Raw genomic sequence first — 14,725 nt, 5'->3', positions numbered from 1 at the left:
AACCAAGCTAGTAGCAGTTCGATCGCCCCGTCAATCCGTCACCTGAAGTGGTACTTCGAGCCCTCCGCAGGCGCGGCGCCAGAACCTGAGACCAAAGACCCCGACCGCTGCCCCCGGCCATAACCCGCTGACCTGCGGAATTCCTCTGCGCCGTCTACCCCATCATCACCCGCCTGGAACAGGTCGGATGGATCACCTCGCGTTGGGAGCGCCGACAGAGCAGCATCAGGCCGATGCTTTGGGCCGGCCTCGCCGCCGCCACTACCGGCTGACCGACTCCGGCGCGGAAACCGCCCGACTCGCCCTGGCCAAAGCTCATGCCAGCCGTGCCACGGCCCCCGTTCCCTGGGGGCCCTGCGCCCGTATCCCCCGGGGACCATTCCATGAACCCCGACTTCGGCGTGCTCGACCCTCGCCTCCGCAACGCCATGATCTACCTTGTCGCCGCGATCGACTTGCCGGCCGCGCGTGTGGTGAATGCGGCGAACGCGGCGCGAGCGCTTGACTCGGCGAACGCCAGGGATGCAGCGCGCGCGGCGTTGACCGCAGCGTATGTGGCGGACACAGTCGGCGCGGCGCAGCTGACGACGGCGGTGCGACGGGCGGCAGACGCAGCATCGGCAGCTCTGCAAGCGGCCGCGGTGGCGTTCGAGCGGCCCTTGGCACCACCGCCGGCGTCATCGGAGGAGGCCAAGGGCCGGCGGCCGGTCCGACTTACGATGTGCCTGGTCGGCCTTGCGGCCGCAGCTCTGCCAGCCGCGCACCGACCTCGATACAACCAAGAATGGTTGAGCCTGCTGACCGAGCTGCCCACGCGGAGACAGCGAACCCGCCAGGCGCTCTCCATCCTGCGCGGCGCTCCCCACCAAGCATGGGTCCTGCGCCGTCCCCTGCCGCCATGACCCGAACGCCTCCACGCGGCGACGCCTATTCGCGGGCCGGATGATGGTCACGTGAGTGGTCGTCACCTGGGCGTCGTGCGCGTCAAGGTGGACAACCGTGCCGTGCGCCGGTCGACCACCTGACTCACGGCATGGGCCAGGCGCTGTGCGTTGTGCCGGCACGCTCTAGCACCCTTGGTGAGCGGCGATCCATTCGTCGAGGAAGATCTGGACGTGGTGGCTGTAAAGGCCGCCGTCGGTCAGATACTTGTGGGCGTAGGAGTAGCTCTTTCCGCACGTGGCCCGTCCGGCCTCGATCGCCCAGTCGTCGGGCGCCGTGATGCCACTTTGGGCGATCAAGTCCAGGAACAGTTCGTCCTCGCTGTAAACGCCGCCGTGGCGGGGCGGCGTGGCCCGGATGGTCGGACGAACGGTCTTGTATTCAGTCTTGTGTTTGGTGACGGTGACGGTCGGTCGCGGAGCGCTTGTCGTGGCCGACCGTGCGGCCGTGGGGCCGCGCTCGGCGGCTGTGCCGGCTGTGCGGGACGTGCCCGCGTTGAACGCGGCGAACGCGATCGCCCCACCGATGAGCATGGCCGCCGCCAGAGCGGCGAACGCCATGAGGAAGTTGCGGGTATTCATGCCAATCCCCCCGAATGTCCCGCTCTCCCTCAGCCTACGAGTATCGGTGGAGGCCGCCACCGCCACTCCGCCCGGCCAGGCCCCGTCGTTAGCCGGATGAGGTGCTGCGGCGGGCCTCTGTGATCATGTCAATGACGGACTGGGGCCATCGACCTCCAGGACAAGGCGGGTGGAGCGGTCGTTGACCTGCGGTCTCGGCGTAGCCGGCCAGCTCGAAGCCAGACCGGACCTTGTACTTGCGCCTTCCCGCGGCTAGGCGAGGAGGCAAGTTATGCAGTCTATTGACTGCCATCAGAATTTTGTCTAGCTTCGGCGGCATCCGCTCATGCATGGGCCATGAGATCTCCGGGGGCATCGCTTGTGGCCGGAAGGATCCGTCCATGCCACGGCTATGGCGAGCGATGACTGCCGCTGTTCTGGCGGCGGTTGCGGCGTTGACTCCAGGCGTCGTCCAGGCATCCGACGCGACTGCGCACTACACAGGCACGCTGCCCGACGGGTCCAGCTGGGTGGCGGATGTGCCGGCCCGATGGAACGGACGGCTTGTCCTGTTCAGCCACGGGTTCGGCCCACTGGTCGCACAGAACCGGCCCAGCGCGGCTGTCGGTGAAGCGCTGCTCGCCCGGGGCTATGCGCTGGCGGGTTCGTCGTACGCTCCTGGTTCGCTGTGGGCCCTGGACAGTGCCGTACGAGACCAGCTGGGGACCGTCGACGCCCTTTCGGCGATCATCGGACGTCCCCGTCTCACCATCGCGCTGGGCCAGTCCATGGGCGGCCTGGTCAGCGCCAAGCTCGCCGAAACCGGCGCGGTCAACGGGGCGCTCAACACCTGCGGCATCGTGGCGGGGGGCGTCGACCTCATCAACTACCAGCTCAACGCCGGGCACGCGGTGGCCACGCTGCTCGCCCCTGGTCAAGACATCAAGCTCACCAACTACACCAGCCCAGACGAGGCATCGAGTGCGGCGGTCAAGCTCACCCAGGCCGTGACGAGTGCCCAGAGCACGCCCGCTGGGCGGGCCCGCAACGCCCTCATCGCGGCGCTGCACAACCTGCCCGCCTGGTCATCCGGGGCGACACCGCCGGACCCGAACGACTACACAGCCCAGCAACTCCAGCAGTATCAGTGGTTCGCCTCGGGTGTTCTCAACTTCACCTTCGGCGCCCGCTACTGGATCAACCTTGCGGCCGGTGGCGACAGCGCCTGGAACAAGGATCTGAACTACTCCCGGCTGCTGCGGTCGTCGGCCAACCTCAAGCAGATCAAGGCCCTCTACCGGGAAGCGGGGCTGAGCCTGAAGGATGACCTGTCCCGGCTCACCGCCGCAGCCGCCAAGCAGGTCGAGCCCCAGCCGCTGGCGTGGATGACCCGGACCTCGCAACCCACCGGCCGGCTACGGGTCCCGACCCTGTCCATCCACACCGTCTCCGACCAGCTCGTCCCGGTCGAGCAGGAGAACGAGTACGCCGCGGCCGTGCGCGCCGCCAGGCGATCGGCTCTCCTCCGCCAGGCGTACGTGAACCGAGTCGGCCACTGCAATTTCACGGCCGCAGAGTATGTGGCTTCCCTCCAGGCCGTCGAAAGGCGGGTCCGTACCGGCCACTGGCACGCCACCACGGCATCGCTGAACAACGCGGCCGCCGCCCTGTCACTCGACGGCTCCGCGTTCATCGACCACAGGCCGCCTTCGTTGGTCGTACAGCCGTCCCATCCGTAGATTCGGGCGGCGACAGGACTGCTGACCTGGACAATCTCGTCCGGCTGGTCGTTGGCCGAGGCAACCGATCCGCGATCGGCACCCTGGTCGACCGCACCACCCGGTACGTCAAGCTGCTGCACCTGCCCGACGGACGCACCGCCGAACACGTCCGCGACGCGCTCCCTGCACGCCTTCGCCGACCTGCCCGCCGACCTCGCTCCCCCCTGACCTGGGATCAGGGCAGCGAGATGTGCCGACACGACGTGTTCACCCGCGGCCGAATCAGGTTGCGTTCAGCGCATTTCGACGGGCAGGAGCAGCACGGTAGGCGCGCGGCCCGTAGCGGTTCTTGAGCGTCCGGGTGAATGACGTCCTCTCCCAGCGACTCTGCCAGTCGATCGGTCGAGCAGGCAGGGAGCGTCAGGGACGGGTGATATCAGAGTCTCATGGACGTTGATCAGGCTGGCCCTGCTGAACTGGACGCGCTCCGCGCGGCCTTTGACGTCGACTTGCGCGAGCCCCCGTTGGGCTGGGACGCAGTGCGCGCGTTCGAGACCGAGCACACAATCGTGCTGCCCGAGCCGTATCGGACGTTCGTCGCTGAGATCTGCGATGGGTCCGTCCAGGGGCCACCGACCTACGGGCTGCTGCCGCTGGCGAAGACGCCCGGTGACTGGGGGCACGACCTTGACCAGCGTGTGCTGGCCAGGCCCTTTCCGCTGACCGAGGCGTGGGCGTGGGAGAGCCAAGACGATCCCCGTCCCGCGGAAGAGATCGAAGCAGCTATCGAGCAGGTCTACGATCACGGCACGATCGTCCTGGGCACCGACGGCTGCGGCATGTACTGGCACCTGGTGGTCACCGGGCCGCATCGTGGGCATGTCTGGAATATTTGCGGAGAAGGCGCTCAACCATTTGGCGCCGAGTTCGGATTCACCACCGGCCACAGCGGCTTCGCCGGATGGGTCGAGCACTGGGATGTCAGCAAGTGGTGGTGGGACGCCGAATGAGGCAGGGAGCACTGGCCGTTGCCAGGGCGACCGAGCTGCCCCGCGATCGCGACACACCCCGCAGCCGGAAACGCAAACGTGCCACCGGCATCCCCGTTGGTTCCTGGACGTCGTCCAGAGCATCGTTTGACCCCTCCGGCACTCCGCCAAGACTGCTGGAGCACACGAGTCCTCAGAGGCTCGACCTCACTCGCCATGCGAAGGCCCACCTGCCCGGCACCCCGGGCTGCATCCATCGGCGCCCGCCCGGGGAATGGGTTGGTGCTGGTCATCGGGAAGCGCCTCCAGGTCTCAAGTGCAGCCGATGCCCCCGACCGGCTGGCAAGCTGAGCCAAAGAGCGGAGGCGGTGCGTGGCCGGCTGGGGTGCCGCCGTGGGCGAGCGTGGGCACCACTCTGGGGGTCACGGATGTCCGACGTTCAGCGTGGGCCCGTCAGGCTATGAGGGGCGCTCGCCTGGACGAGAATGTAGATTCCGGGGATGGCCGAGGTTCCTGAGCGAGTGCGGTGGGCAGTTGAGACGCTGCGCGTCCGGCCCGGTGACCGGGTGCTGGAGATCGGGTGTGGAGTGGGCGTCGCGGTCTCTCTGCTGTGCGACCGGCTGGAGGATGGCACGATCACGGCGATCGACCGTTCGGCCAAGGCGATCGCGACGGCCGGACGACGGAACGCGGCGCATGTCGAGGCCGGGCGGGCCGTGCTGGAGGTCGCCTCGCTTGATGCGTTCTCCGATGCCGGGGTGTTCGACAAGATCTTCGCGATCAACGTGAACGTGTTCTGGGTCGGCCGGGCGACGGTGGAACTGGAGGTCATCAGGCGTCATCTCGCGCCGGACGGGAGGCTCTGGCTGTTCTATGAGCCGCCGACGCCTGAGAACGCCGATGAGGTCGCGCAGAAGGTGGCGGGCGGTCTTCAAGGTGCCGGTTTCACCGCGATGGTCAGCCGGAAGGGTGCGAGCCTGGTCGGCGTCGAAGCAGCGATCTCGGGCACGAGCTGATCAGCTCGTGGGCGACGTGCACTGCATGGTCGTCGTCGACCGGCTGGACAGCAGCCACGCGGTGCGCACGTTCCACCAGATCGGCGACACCTCACCGCTGCACGCCACCTCGGTCGGACGGGCGGTGCTCACCCATCTGAGCCGTGCCGAGGTCGATGAGGTGGTCGCCGGCGGTCTGAAGCGCTTCGGAGACACCACGATCACCGACCCGGACGCACTGCGCGCCGATCTCGCCGAGGTCCGGTGGCATGGCTACGCGTTGAACATCAACCAGTACCGGCCGGGTGTCTGCGCGGTCGCGGCACCGATCCTGGACGAGGACGGCACACCGCTGGCTGCCCTCGCCGTCTCCCTGCCGGATTCGCGCCTTGACACGGGCCGGCTGCCCGAGCTCGGACGGCAGGTCGCCGCCGCGGCGCAGGAGATCACCTCACGGCGTCTCGGCTGACCTTCGGCCGGCCTTTCGCTGCTCAGCCGGCGTGGTCTCGGACAGGCATCGCCGCTGGATCAGGGACAGGGTGACGGCGCCCGCAAGGTAGGCCAGAAGGGCGCCCGTGGAGAGAGCGGCGGGGCCGTGATGCCCGGGACCCGCCAGCGTGATGCCGGCCAGTCCTACCTGTACTCCGGCCAGCCCTGCGATGGTCAACGCGGTGCACGTCGGCTGCGGGGCAGTCGGTCTGCGGTCCTTGTCCACACCGGCTGGGCCCCGGCTGGATCGAGTCCTGGCGCGCCATTCGATCCAGCCGAACAGCATCACCAGGCAGGCGAGCACAACGGTCAGGCAGGCCAGCCAGGGAAGCCGCGAGAGAACCCAATGGGCCGTCCCGACCGGTGGCTGCGGGAAGATCCCCGTCGGATAGAGCGCGGCGGCGGCCACCACCACCGCCGTCATGTGCCACAGGAACATGGTCAGGATCACGGTGTTGACCGCCACCACGGCGATCCAGGGGCGGGTCCGCTGCAACCACCGGTCACCCCGGTCACGCAACAGCAGCACCAGGCCGGTCTGGGCGACTGCGAGGGACAACAAGGCCACCGTCGGCGGGTTGGTGTTCTGCACCTGTGCTCCCGGAGCGGCGACCATGCTGACCGGGTACGGCCCGGCCGTGAGCAGCACCAGGCAGCCGAATCCTGCCACGGCCAGCGGCAGTGCCACCGTCCACCGCGCCGGCAACCGCCCGTCCTGCCAGGCAAAGCCGACTTGATGCACCGCCAGCCACATCAGCAGAAAGTTGGCTGAGCCGCCGTACGGCAGGTCGAACCCCAGGCGAGCGATGTCGCCCGCGCCGACCACGACGGCCAGGACCACGGGGACCGCAAGGCCCCACCGACGGTGCAGGAGGTGCATCGCGGGCGTGAGCACCACCACGGCGAAGTAGACGGCGAGAAACCACAGCGGGAGCGTGGCCAACCAGACCGCCGTGCCGATCAACTCCTCGTCGCCACCGAGTGCGCGGGCCACCACCGCCGACATCGCGATCACGACGAGAAACGCCGTCGTCGGGCGCAACAGCCGGTCGGCGCGGCCGGCCAGCCAGTCCCGCCAGTGCACACCACGCGCCCTTGACGCACTCAGGGAGGCGGCATTGGCGAAGCCGCCGACGAGAAAGAACACGGGCATGACCTGAAACAGCCAGGACAGCCCATGCGCCCACGGCAGGACCTCCAGAACGTGGCGTCCACCGAGGCCGTCCTCGTCATAGTGCACCGCGGTGGCCAGCCAATGGCCGACCACCACCAGCACGATCGCGAGCGCACGGAGCAGATCGACCCAACGCTCTCGCTGCGGCGGCGTCTCCTCGACCAACCGCCGCAGTCCCCCGATCACCTGCCGGGGGCCACGTTTGGTGCTGCCGGACACGGTGACTACGCCACCTTCTCTCCTCCCATACCGCCCGAACGACGTCCTGCCTCCCGGCGCAAGGCTCAGGAGGCGCTGGTTCGGGCGATCAAGACAGGGCATGGTGGATCAGCGCGCCCGCCCCCGTGCCGCAGCGATGCCGTGCCCGCATTTTCTCAAGGCAAACCGTCCACAGGGCGGCTACGGGCTCGTTTCCACATGTTGGGGAGGAAGTTGGATGAACGAGGTTCTGCATGCCGGGCTTGCCGAGATCAGGACCAAGCTGGAGGTGGTACGGCGGACGGAGGCCGAGCACGGCTTCGGGGTCATCCTTGAAGAGCCCAGGGAACTGGAGGACATTCCGGAGCTTCCCGATGGTGTGACCGAGGTGTTCCGCTTGTTCTACCGCTTGGGCGGCGACTACTTCTGTTTCCGGCAGCCCGACGCCATCCAGAGCCCGCGTACCTGGGCGGCTCGACGGGTCGAGCCTGGCTGTCCGCTGGGCTGGCCCCTCGAAATCGGCTACGAACGCTATGGGATGCCCGCCGACGTCCTGGAGCACATCGACGGCGGCGCTCCCATCCGCCTGGATCTCAACGACGGAACCGTCTACTACGTCGACCCCGACGACTACATCTTCTTCTACAAGCATGTCGAGGTGGAGGAGATCGACAGTGAGGATTTCGCAGGTGACATCGTGACCTTCTTCAACCACCACGTCCTGGGCGAGGGCTACCCGCAGCTCGTAGAGGCCGTCCTGGGCAGCCGTGCCGTTACGGAACACGACCGGCGAGGACGGCACAGGGACCGCTGGATGCGCCTTCTCGCAGAGAGCGGCCTTCTCAGCGGCGGCGGGCCTGGAACTGCCGGCTAAGGACGATCGACGCTCCGGCGAGGACTCCTGCATGGCAAGCCCCGTCGGACGAGCAGTCGATGCCGACGTCCCGTTGGATGAGAGTGACCGTACCTCGGTGCTCGTCCGGCCAAGGCTTGCCGACCACAGCAGCGCGTCGTCGCGCTCCCGGATCAGCTGCGAACGCACCCTCTGGCCTCGAACTCGCTGGTAAGCGGGTAGTACGTCACCTGGCGGCACACGTAGCCTCCAGCGGCAGGGCCAGACCAGACCAGAACTGGCACATCGTAGGTTCCCGAACCGGTGCAGCCTGTCTGGGACAACGCGTAGGTGTCGCCGGTTCGAGTGGCTGTGGCCGTCAGGCAAAAGTAGCCGGGCTCGGCCTGGGCCGGGGATGCCGGCACCGAGGCCATCAGCAATGCTGTGGCGGCAAGGACGATGGCGCGTTTGAGAACCATGTCCCGACGGTAGGTGCCATCCCCCCATTGCCATAGCCCCTGAGCGGATGGCGCGCGCCGTGCGGCGCGCGCCATCCACCTCTCACGCCGGTGACCTGATCTCTATGCCGTAACGGGCCGCCGCGGCGATGAGCCGTTCCACGTCCGGGGGCTCGGCCGACGGCGGCAGATCGCGGACCGGAGCCCGCTCGCCGGCCTCCGCGAAGAACTTGTCGGCATCGGCGCCCGGCGAGTACACGACGAGCACCCGCGCGGTGCTGGTCGGTTCGAAGTTCTCCCAGACTCCGGCGGGTATCCGGAAGATCGAGCCCGGCTCCCCCTCCACCGTCTCCTCTCCGATGTGGTACCGGAGCGTGCCGTCCAGGACGTACACGGTCTCGGCACCCGGATGGGTGTGGGGCGGCGGTCCCATGCCCTCGGGGATGGTCATCTGCATGACGACCATCTCGCCGCCCGACTCCTCACTCGACACCTTGACCTCATAGAGGCCGCCGAGGACCCAGAAGGCGTCTCCCTCGGCCGGTTTGCGTGCGACTACGGTGCCTGCCATGTGATCCCCCTTCTCACATGTCTTACCTTTCACCCTGACCAGGCATGACACGAACGTCAAGGGGGCGGTGGCCGGACGATCTTCAACATTCCACCTGGTCGGCCTCCACCGAGAGTTGACCGGGTCGATAACTGATCTCTCGTGCATCAACGGCCGCACCACACTGGCTGAGCCGTGCTTGTGGTGCTCTCACACGTAGGAACCCCGGATCGGGCGGCTTAGTGTCCCCGGCGGAGGTGACCTATGGACAAGACGGTGATCTGCGCGACGACGGCGGTGGCGGATGTGGGGGACGGTTCGTCGCTGGCGGTGGGCGGGTTCGGTCTCTGCGGCATTCCGTCCGAACTGATCGTGGCGCTGCGGGACGCGGGCCGGACCGGGCTCCGGGTGGTGTCCAACAACTGCGGCGTGGACGACTGGGGGCTCGGTCTCCTGCTCGCCGAGGGCCGGATCGCCCGCATGACCAGTTCGTACGTTGGGGAGAACAAGGAGTTCGCCCGGCAGTACCTGGCCGGGGAACTGGAGGTGGAGCTGATACCGCAGGGCACCCTGGCCGAACGGCTGCGAGCGGGAGGCTGCGGAATCCCTGCGTTCTACACCCCGGCCGGTGTCGGCACCCAGGTCGCCGAGGGCGGCCTGCCCTGGCGGTACGGGCCGGACGGTTCTGTCGCGGTCGCCTCTCCTGCCAAGGAGGTACGCGTCTTCGGTGAGCGCCTCCACGTGCTGGAGGAGTCGATCACCACCGATTTCGCGCTCGTCCACGCCGCCCGCGCTGACCGGTTCGGCAACCTCGTCTTCCATGCCTCGGCCCGCAACTTCAACCCGCTCGCGGCGATGGCCGGACGGATCACGATCGCCCAGGTCGAAGAGCTCGTGGACGTTCTCGACCCGGACGAGGTCCAGTTGCCGGGCGTCTTCGTGGACCGGGTGGTGGCGGTGAGCATGGTCGGCAAGCGGATCGAGCGAAGGACGGTGGCGTGATGGCGCTCACCCGTGAGCAGGTGGCCGCCCGGGCCGCCCGCGACCTGCAAGACGGCTCGTACGTCAATCTCGGCATCGGGCTTCCGACGTTGATCCCGAACTTTCTGCCCCCGGGCATCGAGGTCGTGCTCCACAGCGAGAACGGCATCCTCGGCACCGGCCCCTACCCGCAGAGCGCCCACGTGGACCCCGACCTGATCAACGCGGGAAAGGAGACCGTCACCACGCTGCCCGGCGCGTCCTTCTTCGACTCGTCTCTGTCCTTCGGCGTGATCCGAGGAGGGCGGCTGGCTGCCGCGTTCCTCGGCGGCATGCAGGTCTCCGCCACCGGAGACCTCGCCAACTGGACGATCCCCGGAAAGATGATCAAGGGCATGGGCGGTGCGATGGACCTCGTCCACGGTGCCCGCAAGGTGATCGTCCTGATGGAGCACACGACCAAGAACGGCGCACCCAAGATCCTTCGTGAGTGCACGCTGCCCCTCACCGGCCGGGCCGTCGTCGACCGGATCATCACCGACCTCGCCGTCATCGACGTGACCGGGGAGGGCCTGGTGCTCCGCGAACTCGCCCCTGACGTCACGGCCCAGGAAGTCGCACGGGCCACTGAGGCGCCTCTGCTGATCCACGACCGCCCGCGAACCATGGTCTTTTGACCGATCGAACGGAACACCGCTGATCGCGTTCCTCCACTCCGGATGGTGACAGGGCCCTGAAAGCACGGTGAAAGCCGCGAGAAAGCGTGGTGCGAGGTCTGCCGAGAAGCCTGGGCCTGTCGCTGATTCAGAGGCGGCAGCAATTCACTCACCAGGCAAACGGGGAGACATGAACAAGGAACGCACGAACAAGGCCAGGCAGGCCCGCGGGGGCGCCGTACTGGCCGCGATGGCCACGGTGGCGATCGCCGGAGGTGTGCAGGCCGCCGTTGCGGCACCGGCCGACGCCGCGGTGCAGGGGCTGACCCGGGTCACCTATCCCATGGGCCAGCTCGACTCGCTGTCGTCCAAGGAGCGGACGCCCGAATGCCCGCGGGGCATGAGGGTCATCGGGGGCGGTGGCCGCGTCGCGGGTCCTGCCGCACAGGCGATCCGGCTCCGCATACTGCGACCGATCGGCGAGGATTCCGGCTCGGACCGGTTCCAGGTGGTCGCCGAAGAGCCGCCGGGCGGCGTCGCGGGCAAGTGGGGGCTGGAGGGGTACGCCGTGTGCGCACCGGAGAGCGAGCTCGACGGCTATGAGATCGTCTCGACGGCGTCCCAGCGGTCGTCCACGTCTCACAAGGAGGTCGCCGCCGCCTGCCCGAGCGGCAAGCGGGTGATCGGCGCCGGGGCGAGCGTCTTCGGCGGGACCTACGGGGTCTCCGCCGGTCTGCAGGTCGCACGCGCGTCCGGTCCGCTGGACATCGCCCGTGCGGCGGCGGCGCTGGAAAGCACCGCCTCCTCGGCCGACTGGCAGGTCGTCTCGCATGCCGTCTGCGCCAAGCCGGTGGGAGCCGCCGCTGAAGGCGAGGTGGTGCACGACCGGAGGGACACCATCAAGGAGTGCTCCAGCGCCAAGAAGGTGCACTCGGTCGGCGGGGCGACCGGGGACGGCCCGAACGGGCCCGTGTTCCTGAGTGACCTGTACCCGAGCGCCGATCTGCGCGCCACGGTGCTGCGGCTGACCGGCATCCCCACCGACGGCCTCGCCGTCCAGGCGATCTGCGCCTGACCGGCACCGCCTGATCCACAGCCGGGGCGGCGCCGCGCCGCCCCGGCTCTCGACATCGGATGATTTCCCCAGGCCGGCATCCGGCCATGAGGTGGCCATCGAGAGCGAGGAGACCATGGCCATGCGAACGAGAGTGCGTCCACGAGACGTTGCCGACCGGCCGGCCGTCCAGGCGTTCCTGACCCGGAACCACAGCGCCAGGGTGGCCCGCCTCGGGGAGCTGCTCGACCCGCTCGACCATCCTGCGTTCGTGGCCGAGAGCGACGACGGACAGTTGCTGGGCGTCCTCACCTACATCCCGGACGAGGCACAGAAGCAGTGTGAGATTCTCACCCTCCACACCACCGAACAGTGGCGTGGGGTCGGCACGGCGCTGATCGAGGCGATCGAGCAATGGGCTGCGCGCCGGGAACATGTCCGGCTGAAGCTCATCACCACCAACGACAACGTCGACGCCCTGCGTTTCTACCAGCGCCGCGGCTTCCACCTCGCCGCCCTGCACGCCGGCGCCGTCAGCGACGCCCGCACTCGGCTGAAGCCCGAGATTCCCCTGACCGGGTCCTACGACATCCCGATCCGCGACGAGATCGAGCTGGAGAAACGGCTCTGGTGACGCGGCGTCCCCCGTCTTCCTGACCGGAGGCGGACAGCGCGCTTCCGGCACCGCTGCTCAGGGGGTCGGCGCGGCATCACGAACGCGGCCGGACCGATCGGCACATGCCACAATTCGAGCGAAGGCGGGCACGCGCCCGCCGATTCCTGGATGGTGGCGGATGACGTTGCTGGTGGCGCCTTTCGCCGGCGATCCGTACCGTGCCGATCCATACCGTGTCGATCCGGCTGGTCAGGGCGCTCACCCGGGCCCGGGAACGCGGCGCCGGGCGATCGCTCGACGAACTGGCCGGGCTCGCCCTCACCGCCATCGACGAGGCCACACAGGACCACCAACAGGTCCAGGGGGCTACCCGATCAGGCAGGATCGAGCCGGTAGAAGCGCCACAGGTCGTGGTCGATCGGCAGCTCGGCACAGCCCGCGTAACCTGACTGGTCGGCATAGGACCGCACGGTGCCGGGCCGTAGCACGGTACCGGCCTCCACCGCGGCGCCCTCGGCACGCGTGGCAGGCAGGCAGTGCAGGACGCTGAACGCGTAGTTCATCCGCTCCAGCAGGTCGCCCGGGGCGGTGAAGTGCTCGGCCACCTTCTCATCGCCGATCAGGACCGCCCCGCCGGGAGTCAGCAGATCCCGTGCCGAGCGCAACGCGGCCACCGGATCGGCCATGTCGTGCAGCGCCTCGAACACGCACACCAGGTCGTACCGTCCGCCTACGCCCGGCTTGGCCGCGTCCCCGAGCGCGAACGTCACCCGGTCGGCCAACCCCTGCTCGGCGGCGTGGCCGGACGCCTCCGCGATCGACGCCTCGTCCAGGTCGATGCCGTGCACACTGACAGCCGGGAACGCCTCGGCCAGCGCGATGGACGACCAGCCGGTACCGCAGCCCAGGTCGAGCACCCGGGCGCCATCGCCGTCCAGCCGGGCCGCGATGTCGGGCATCCCCGCGATCCAGTCCGCCACCCCGGCGCGGAAGGCGGGCCGGTTGAGCGCGCCGATCCCGTGCCGCGTGTCCTCACCGTAGGCGGCGTAGGGAACTCCGCCGCCGGAGCCGAACGCGTCCGCCACCTGCGGCAGCACCTCGGCGATGGACGCCACGAAGCCCGGCAGCGGCCCGACGAAGAACGGGCTGTCGCCGTTCAGCAGCGCCTCGGCGACGTCCGCGGGCAACGAGAAGACACGCGCGTACGGGTCCTCGTCATCGGCGGCCACGGTGAGCAGGCCGCTTGCGCCTTGCTGTTCGAGCCACTCCCGGGCATAGCGCGGGTGAACGCCGGTGGCCTTGGCCAGGGCGCGGGCGTCGGCGGCTTCGCCGGCCAGCGCCTTGTACAGCCCCAAGCGAATGCCCAGGGCGACGCTGAGCATCTCCATCGCCGTCACCGAGTCTTCCAGCAGCCGCTCGGTGAGCTCTTCTGTCGTCATTGATCCTCCCCCGTGTTCTCCAGGTACCCCCGAATCCTTCAGGCGACGCCTCACCTCCGGCTCACACGGCGCTCACAGCGGGATCAGCCGTTCACCGTCGAGCAGAACGCCCGCGCTGTAGATCACCGGAGTTCTGCGTGGAGCCACAGCCCCTGACGCGTGTTCCCACCGGGCGTTCGAAGTCATGTCATCCGCACCTGCACGGTCGCGCGAATCTACTCCGTGATCGCCGACAGCAGGGGACGCCGACGGGCGAAGACAGCGGCCGGGGCATTAACCCGGCCTGAGGCCGTACATGGGATCAGCGACCGTAACCGGTCAGTGAGTGCCGGAACCGAACCGGGCAGGGACGGCGCCCGTCACCGACAACATGGGCATCCATCGCCTTGCCCGCGCGGCAGCGGTCGCGCCGGGCGCTCCAGCGCCGTTGCGGACAAGACGGAAAGGCGCTTTTACTGCGCTGGAAATCACTTACCGCCGGCACAGACAATCATGATCGGCCGACCTCCAGGTACCGCACATGTGGGAAGTGAGCTCAATGCGGCGTCAGTTCGACGTCAGCAACTCGGGTTAGGTTCCCTGTAGAAAGTGAGAAAGCAATACCGGATCGGTAAATAGCCGCCCGGTCAAGAACCCCGGCATATGCACATGCGGCAGTAATTTTAGCTCGCTGCCGCGGGTTCGAGGCGTGCGAGAAATGAAACTGGTAGAGAATATGCTGGCGATCGAGCGGCTGCATGAGCTGCCCTTGTCCGAGCGGCGTGAGGAACTCGAAGAACTTGTCGTCACGGAGTTCAGGACGACCCTGATGATGACGGATGACGAGGATCTGCCGTTCGATATGAGTTACTTCGAGCTCGGCTTCACCTCGCTGGGACTCACCGAGATCAAGGAACGGCTCGAAACGCAGCTCGGCCGCAGGGTGAGCACGAACGTGCTTTTCAACAGCCCGACCATGGAACGCCTCCTGGCCTATTTGGCCGACGAGGTCCTGGCAGACCTCTTCCAGGGCCGAGAGGCCACCAGCCGATCGGCCGACCTGCGCGTTCGCCCAGCGAGCAGATGAAAGGG

16 protein-coding genes and 1 pseudogene are annotated in these 14,725 nt (G+C 68.1%); 12 read left to right on the top strand and 5 right to left on the bottom strand.

Translation table 11 applies throughout. From position 1 onward, the window contains the following. Positions 1-383 precede the first annotated feature (383 nt). Positions 384-902 (top strand): hypothetical protein, encoded by a 519-nt coding sequence (locus tag F8566_RS33920; RefSeq protein ID WP_151565946.1) that lies wholly within the window; start codon positions 384-386, stop codon positions 900-902. 165 nt (positions 903-1,067) lie between these two features. On the opposite strand, the gene F8566_RS33915 is transcribed toward F8566_RS33920, so the two are convergent. Continuing rightward, positions 1,068-1,523 carry a DUF732 domain-containing protein gene (locus F8566_RS33915; RefSeq protein WP_151565945.1) on the bottom strand — a complete coding sequence of 152 codons (456 nt, stop codon included), beginning with the start codon at positions 1,521-1,523 and terminating at the stop codon, positions 1,068-1,070. A gap of 401 nt (positions 1,524-1,924) precedes the next feature. On the opposite strand from F8566_RS33915, the gene F8566_RS33910 reads away from it, so the two are divergent. The 5 genes and pseudogenes from F8566_RS33910 to F8566_RS33895 all read left to right on the top strand — a co-directional run bounded on the left by F8566_RS33910 (position 1,925) and on the right by F8566_RS33895 (position 5,676). Next, positions 1,925-3,241 (top strand): alpha/beta fold hydrolase, encoded by a 1,317-nt coding sequence (locus F8566_RS33910; protein WP_151565944.1) that lies wholly within the window; start codon positions 1,925-1,927, stop codon positions 3,239-3,241. Positions 3,242-3,285: 44 nt separating this feature from the next. Then, positions 3,286-3,495, top strand: a pseudogene (locus tag F8566_RS53275) (transposase); the annotation flags it as partial. A gap of 174 nt (positions 3,496-3,669) precedes the next feature. Beyond that, complete coding sequence (locus tag F8566_RS33905; RefSeq protein ID WP_151565943.1) at positions 3,670-4,233, top strand: SMI1/KNR4 family protein; 564 nt, start codon at positions 3,670-3,672, stop codon at positions 4,231-4,233. Between the two features lie 479 nt (positions 4,234-4,712). Further along, positions 4,713-5,228, top strand: a complete 516-nt coding sequence (locus F8566_RS51730) for an SAM-dependent methyltransferase (RefSeq protein ID WP_151565942.1) — start codon at positions 4,713-4,715, stop codon at positions 5,226-5,228. Positions 5,229-5,235: 7 nt separating this feature from the next. Then, entirely contained in the window at positions 5,236-5,676 is a 441-nt protein-coding gene (locus tag F8566_RS33895; RefSeq protein ID WP_225993744.1) for an IclR family transcriptional regulator, read from the top strand. Here the strand turns inward: F8566_RS33895 and F8566_RS33890 are convergent. Continuing rightward, a complete protein-coding gene (locus tag F8566_RS33890; protein WP_225993743.1) occupies positions 5,659-7,089 on the bottom strand; it encodes an acyltransferase family protein in 1,431 nt (476 codons plus the stop codon). The two genes, F8566_RS33895 and F8566_RS33890, sit on opposite strands and share 18 nt — an antisense overlap. Before the next feature lie 217 nt (positions 7,090-7,306). Between F8566_RS33890 and F8566_RS33885 the strand changes: the two genes are divergently transcribed. After that, complete coding sequence (locus tag F8566_RS33885) at positions 7,307-7,942, top strand: hypothetical protein (protein WP_151565940.1); 636 nt, start codon at positions 7,307-7,309, stop codon at positions 7,940-7,942. A 152-nt stretch (positions 7,943-8,094) separates the two neighbouring features. Here F8566_RS33885 and F8566_RS33880 read toward each other — a convergent pair whose 3' ends face one another. Next, positions 8,095-8,379: a hypothetical protein gene (locus tag F8566_RS33880; RefSeq protein ID WP_151565939.1), complete on the bottom strand. Its 285-nt coding sequence runs from the start codon at positions 8,377-8,379 to the stop codon at positions 8,095-8,097. Between the two features lie 82 nt (positions 8,380-8,461). Beyond that, positions 8,462-8,929 carry a cupin domain-containing protein gene (locus tag F8566_RS33875; RefSeq protein ID WP_192809995.1) on the bottom strand — a complete coding sequence of 156 codons (468 nt, stop codon included), beginning with the start codon at positions 8,927-8,929 and terminating at the stop codon, positions 8,462-8,464. A 243-nt stretch (positions 8,930-9,172) separates the two neighbouring features. On the opposite strand from F8566_RS33875, the gene F8566_RS33870 reads away from it, so the two are divergent. From F8566_RS33870 to F8566_RS33855, 4 genes are all read left to right on the top strand, one after another. After that, positions 9,173-9,910, top strand: coding sequence for a CoA transferase subunit A (locus F8566_RS33870; protein WP_151565937.1), 738 nt, complete (start codon positions 9,173-9,175; stop codon positions 9,908-9,910). Further along, positions 9,910-10,566 carry a CoA transferase subunit B gene (locus tag F8566_RS33865; RefSeq protein ID WP_151565936.1) on the top strand — a complete coding sequence of 219 codons (657 nt, stop codon included), beginning with the start codon at positions 9,910-9,912 and terminating at the stop codon, positions 10,564-10,566. The genes F8566_RS33870 and F8566_RS33865 overlap by 1 nt, the downstream gene beginning before the upstream one ends. A gap of 169 nt (positions 10,567-10,735) precedes the next feature. Continuing rightward, positions 10,736-11,620: a hypothetical protein gene (locus F8566_RS33860; protein WP_151565935.1), complete on the top strand. Its 885-nt coding sequence runs from the start codon at positions 10,736-10,738 to the stop codon at positions 11,618-11,620. 121 nt (positions 11,621-11,741) lie between these two features. Continuing rightward, entirely contained in the window at positions 11,742-12,233 is a 492-nt protein-coding gene (locus tag F8566_RS33855; RefSeq protein ID WP_151565934.1) for a GNAT family N-acetyltransferase, read from the top strand. Between the two features lie 356 nt (positions 12,234-12,589). Here the strand turns inward: F8566_RS33855 and F8566_RS33850 are convergent, their stop codons facing one another. After that, a complete protein-coding gene (locus F8566_RS33850; protein WP_151565933.1) occupies positions 12,590-13,654 on the bottom strand; it encodes a class I SAM-dependent methyltransferase in 1,065 nt (354 codons plus the stop codon). 697 nt (positions 13,655-14,351) lie between these two features. Here F8566_RS33850 and F8566_RS33845 point away from each other — a divergent pair. Beyond that, positions 14,352-14,720: an acyl carrier protein gene (locus F8566_RS33845; RefSeq protein WP_225993742.1), complete on the top strand. Its 369-nt coding sequence runs from the start codon at positions 14,352-14,354 to the stop codon at positions 14,718-14,720. The last annotated feature ends 5 nt before the right edge of the window (positions 14,721-14,725 follow it).

The sequence above is a fragment of the Actinomadura rudentiformis genome (genome assembly GCF_008923185.1).
Taxonomy (GTDB): domain Bacteria; phylum Actinomycetota; class Actinomycetes; order Streptosporangiales; family Streptosporangiaceae; genus Spirillospora; species Spirillospora rudentiformis.
Note: the sequence above shows the minus strand (reverse complement) of the source record. Positions and strands in the feature narration are given on the sequence as shown.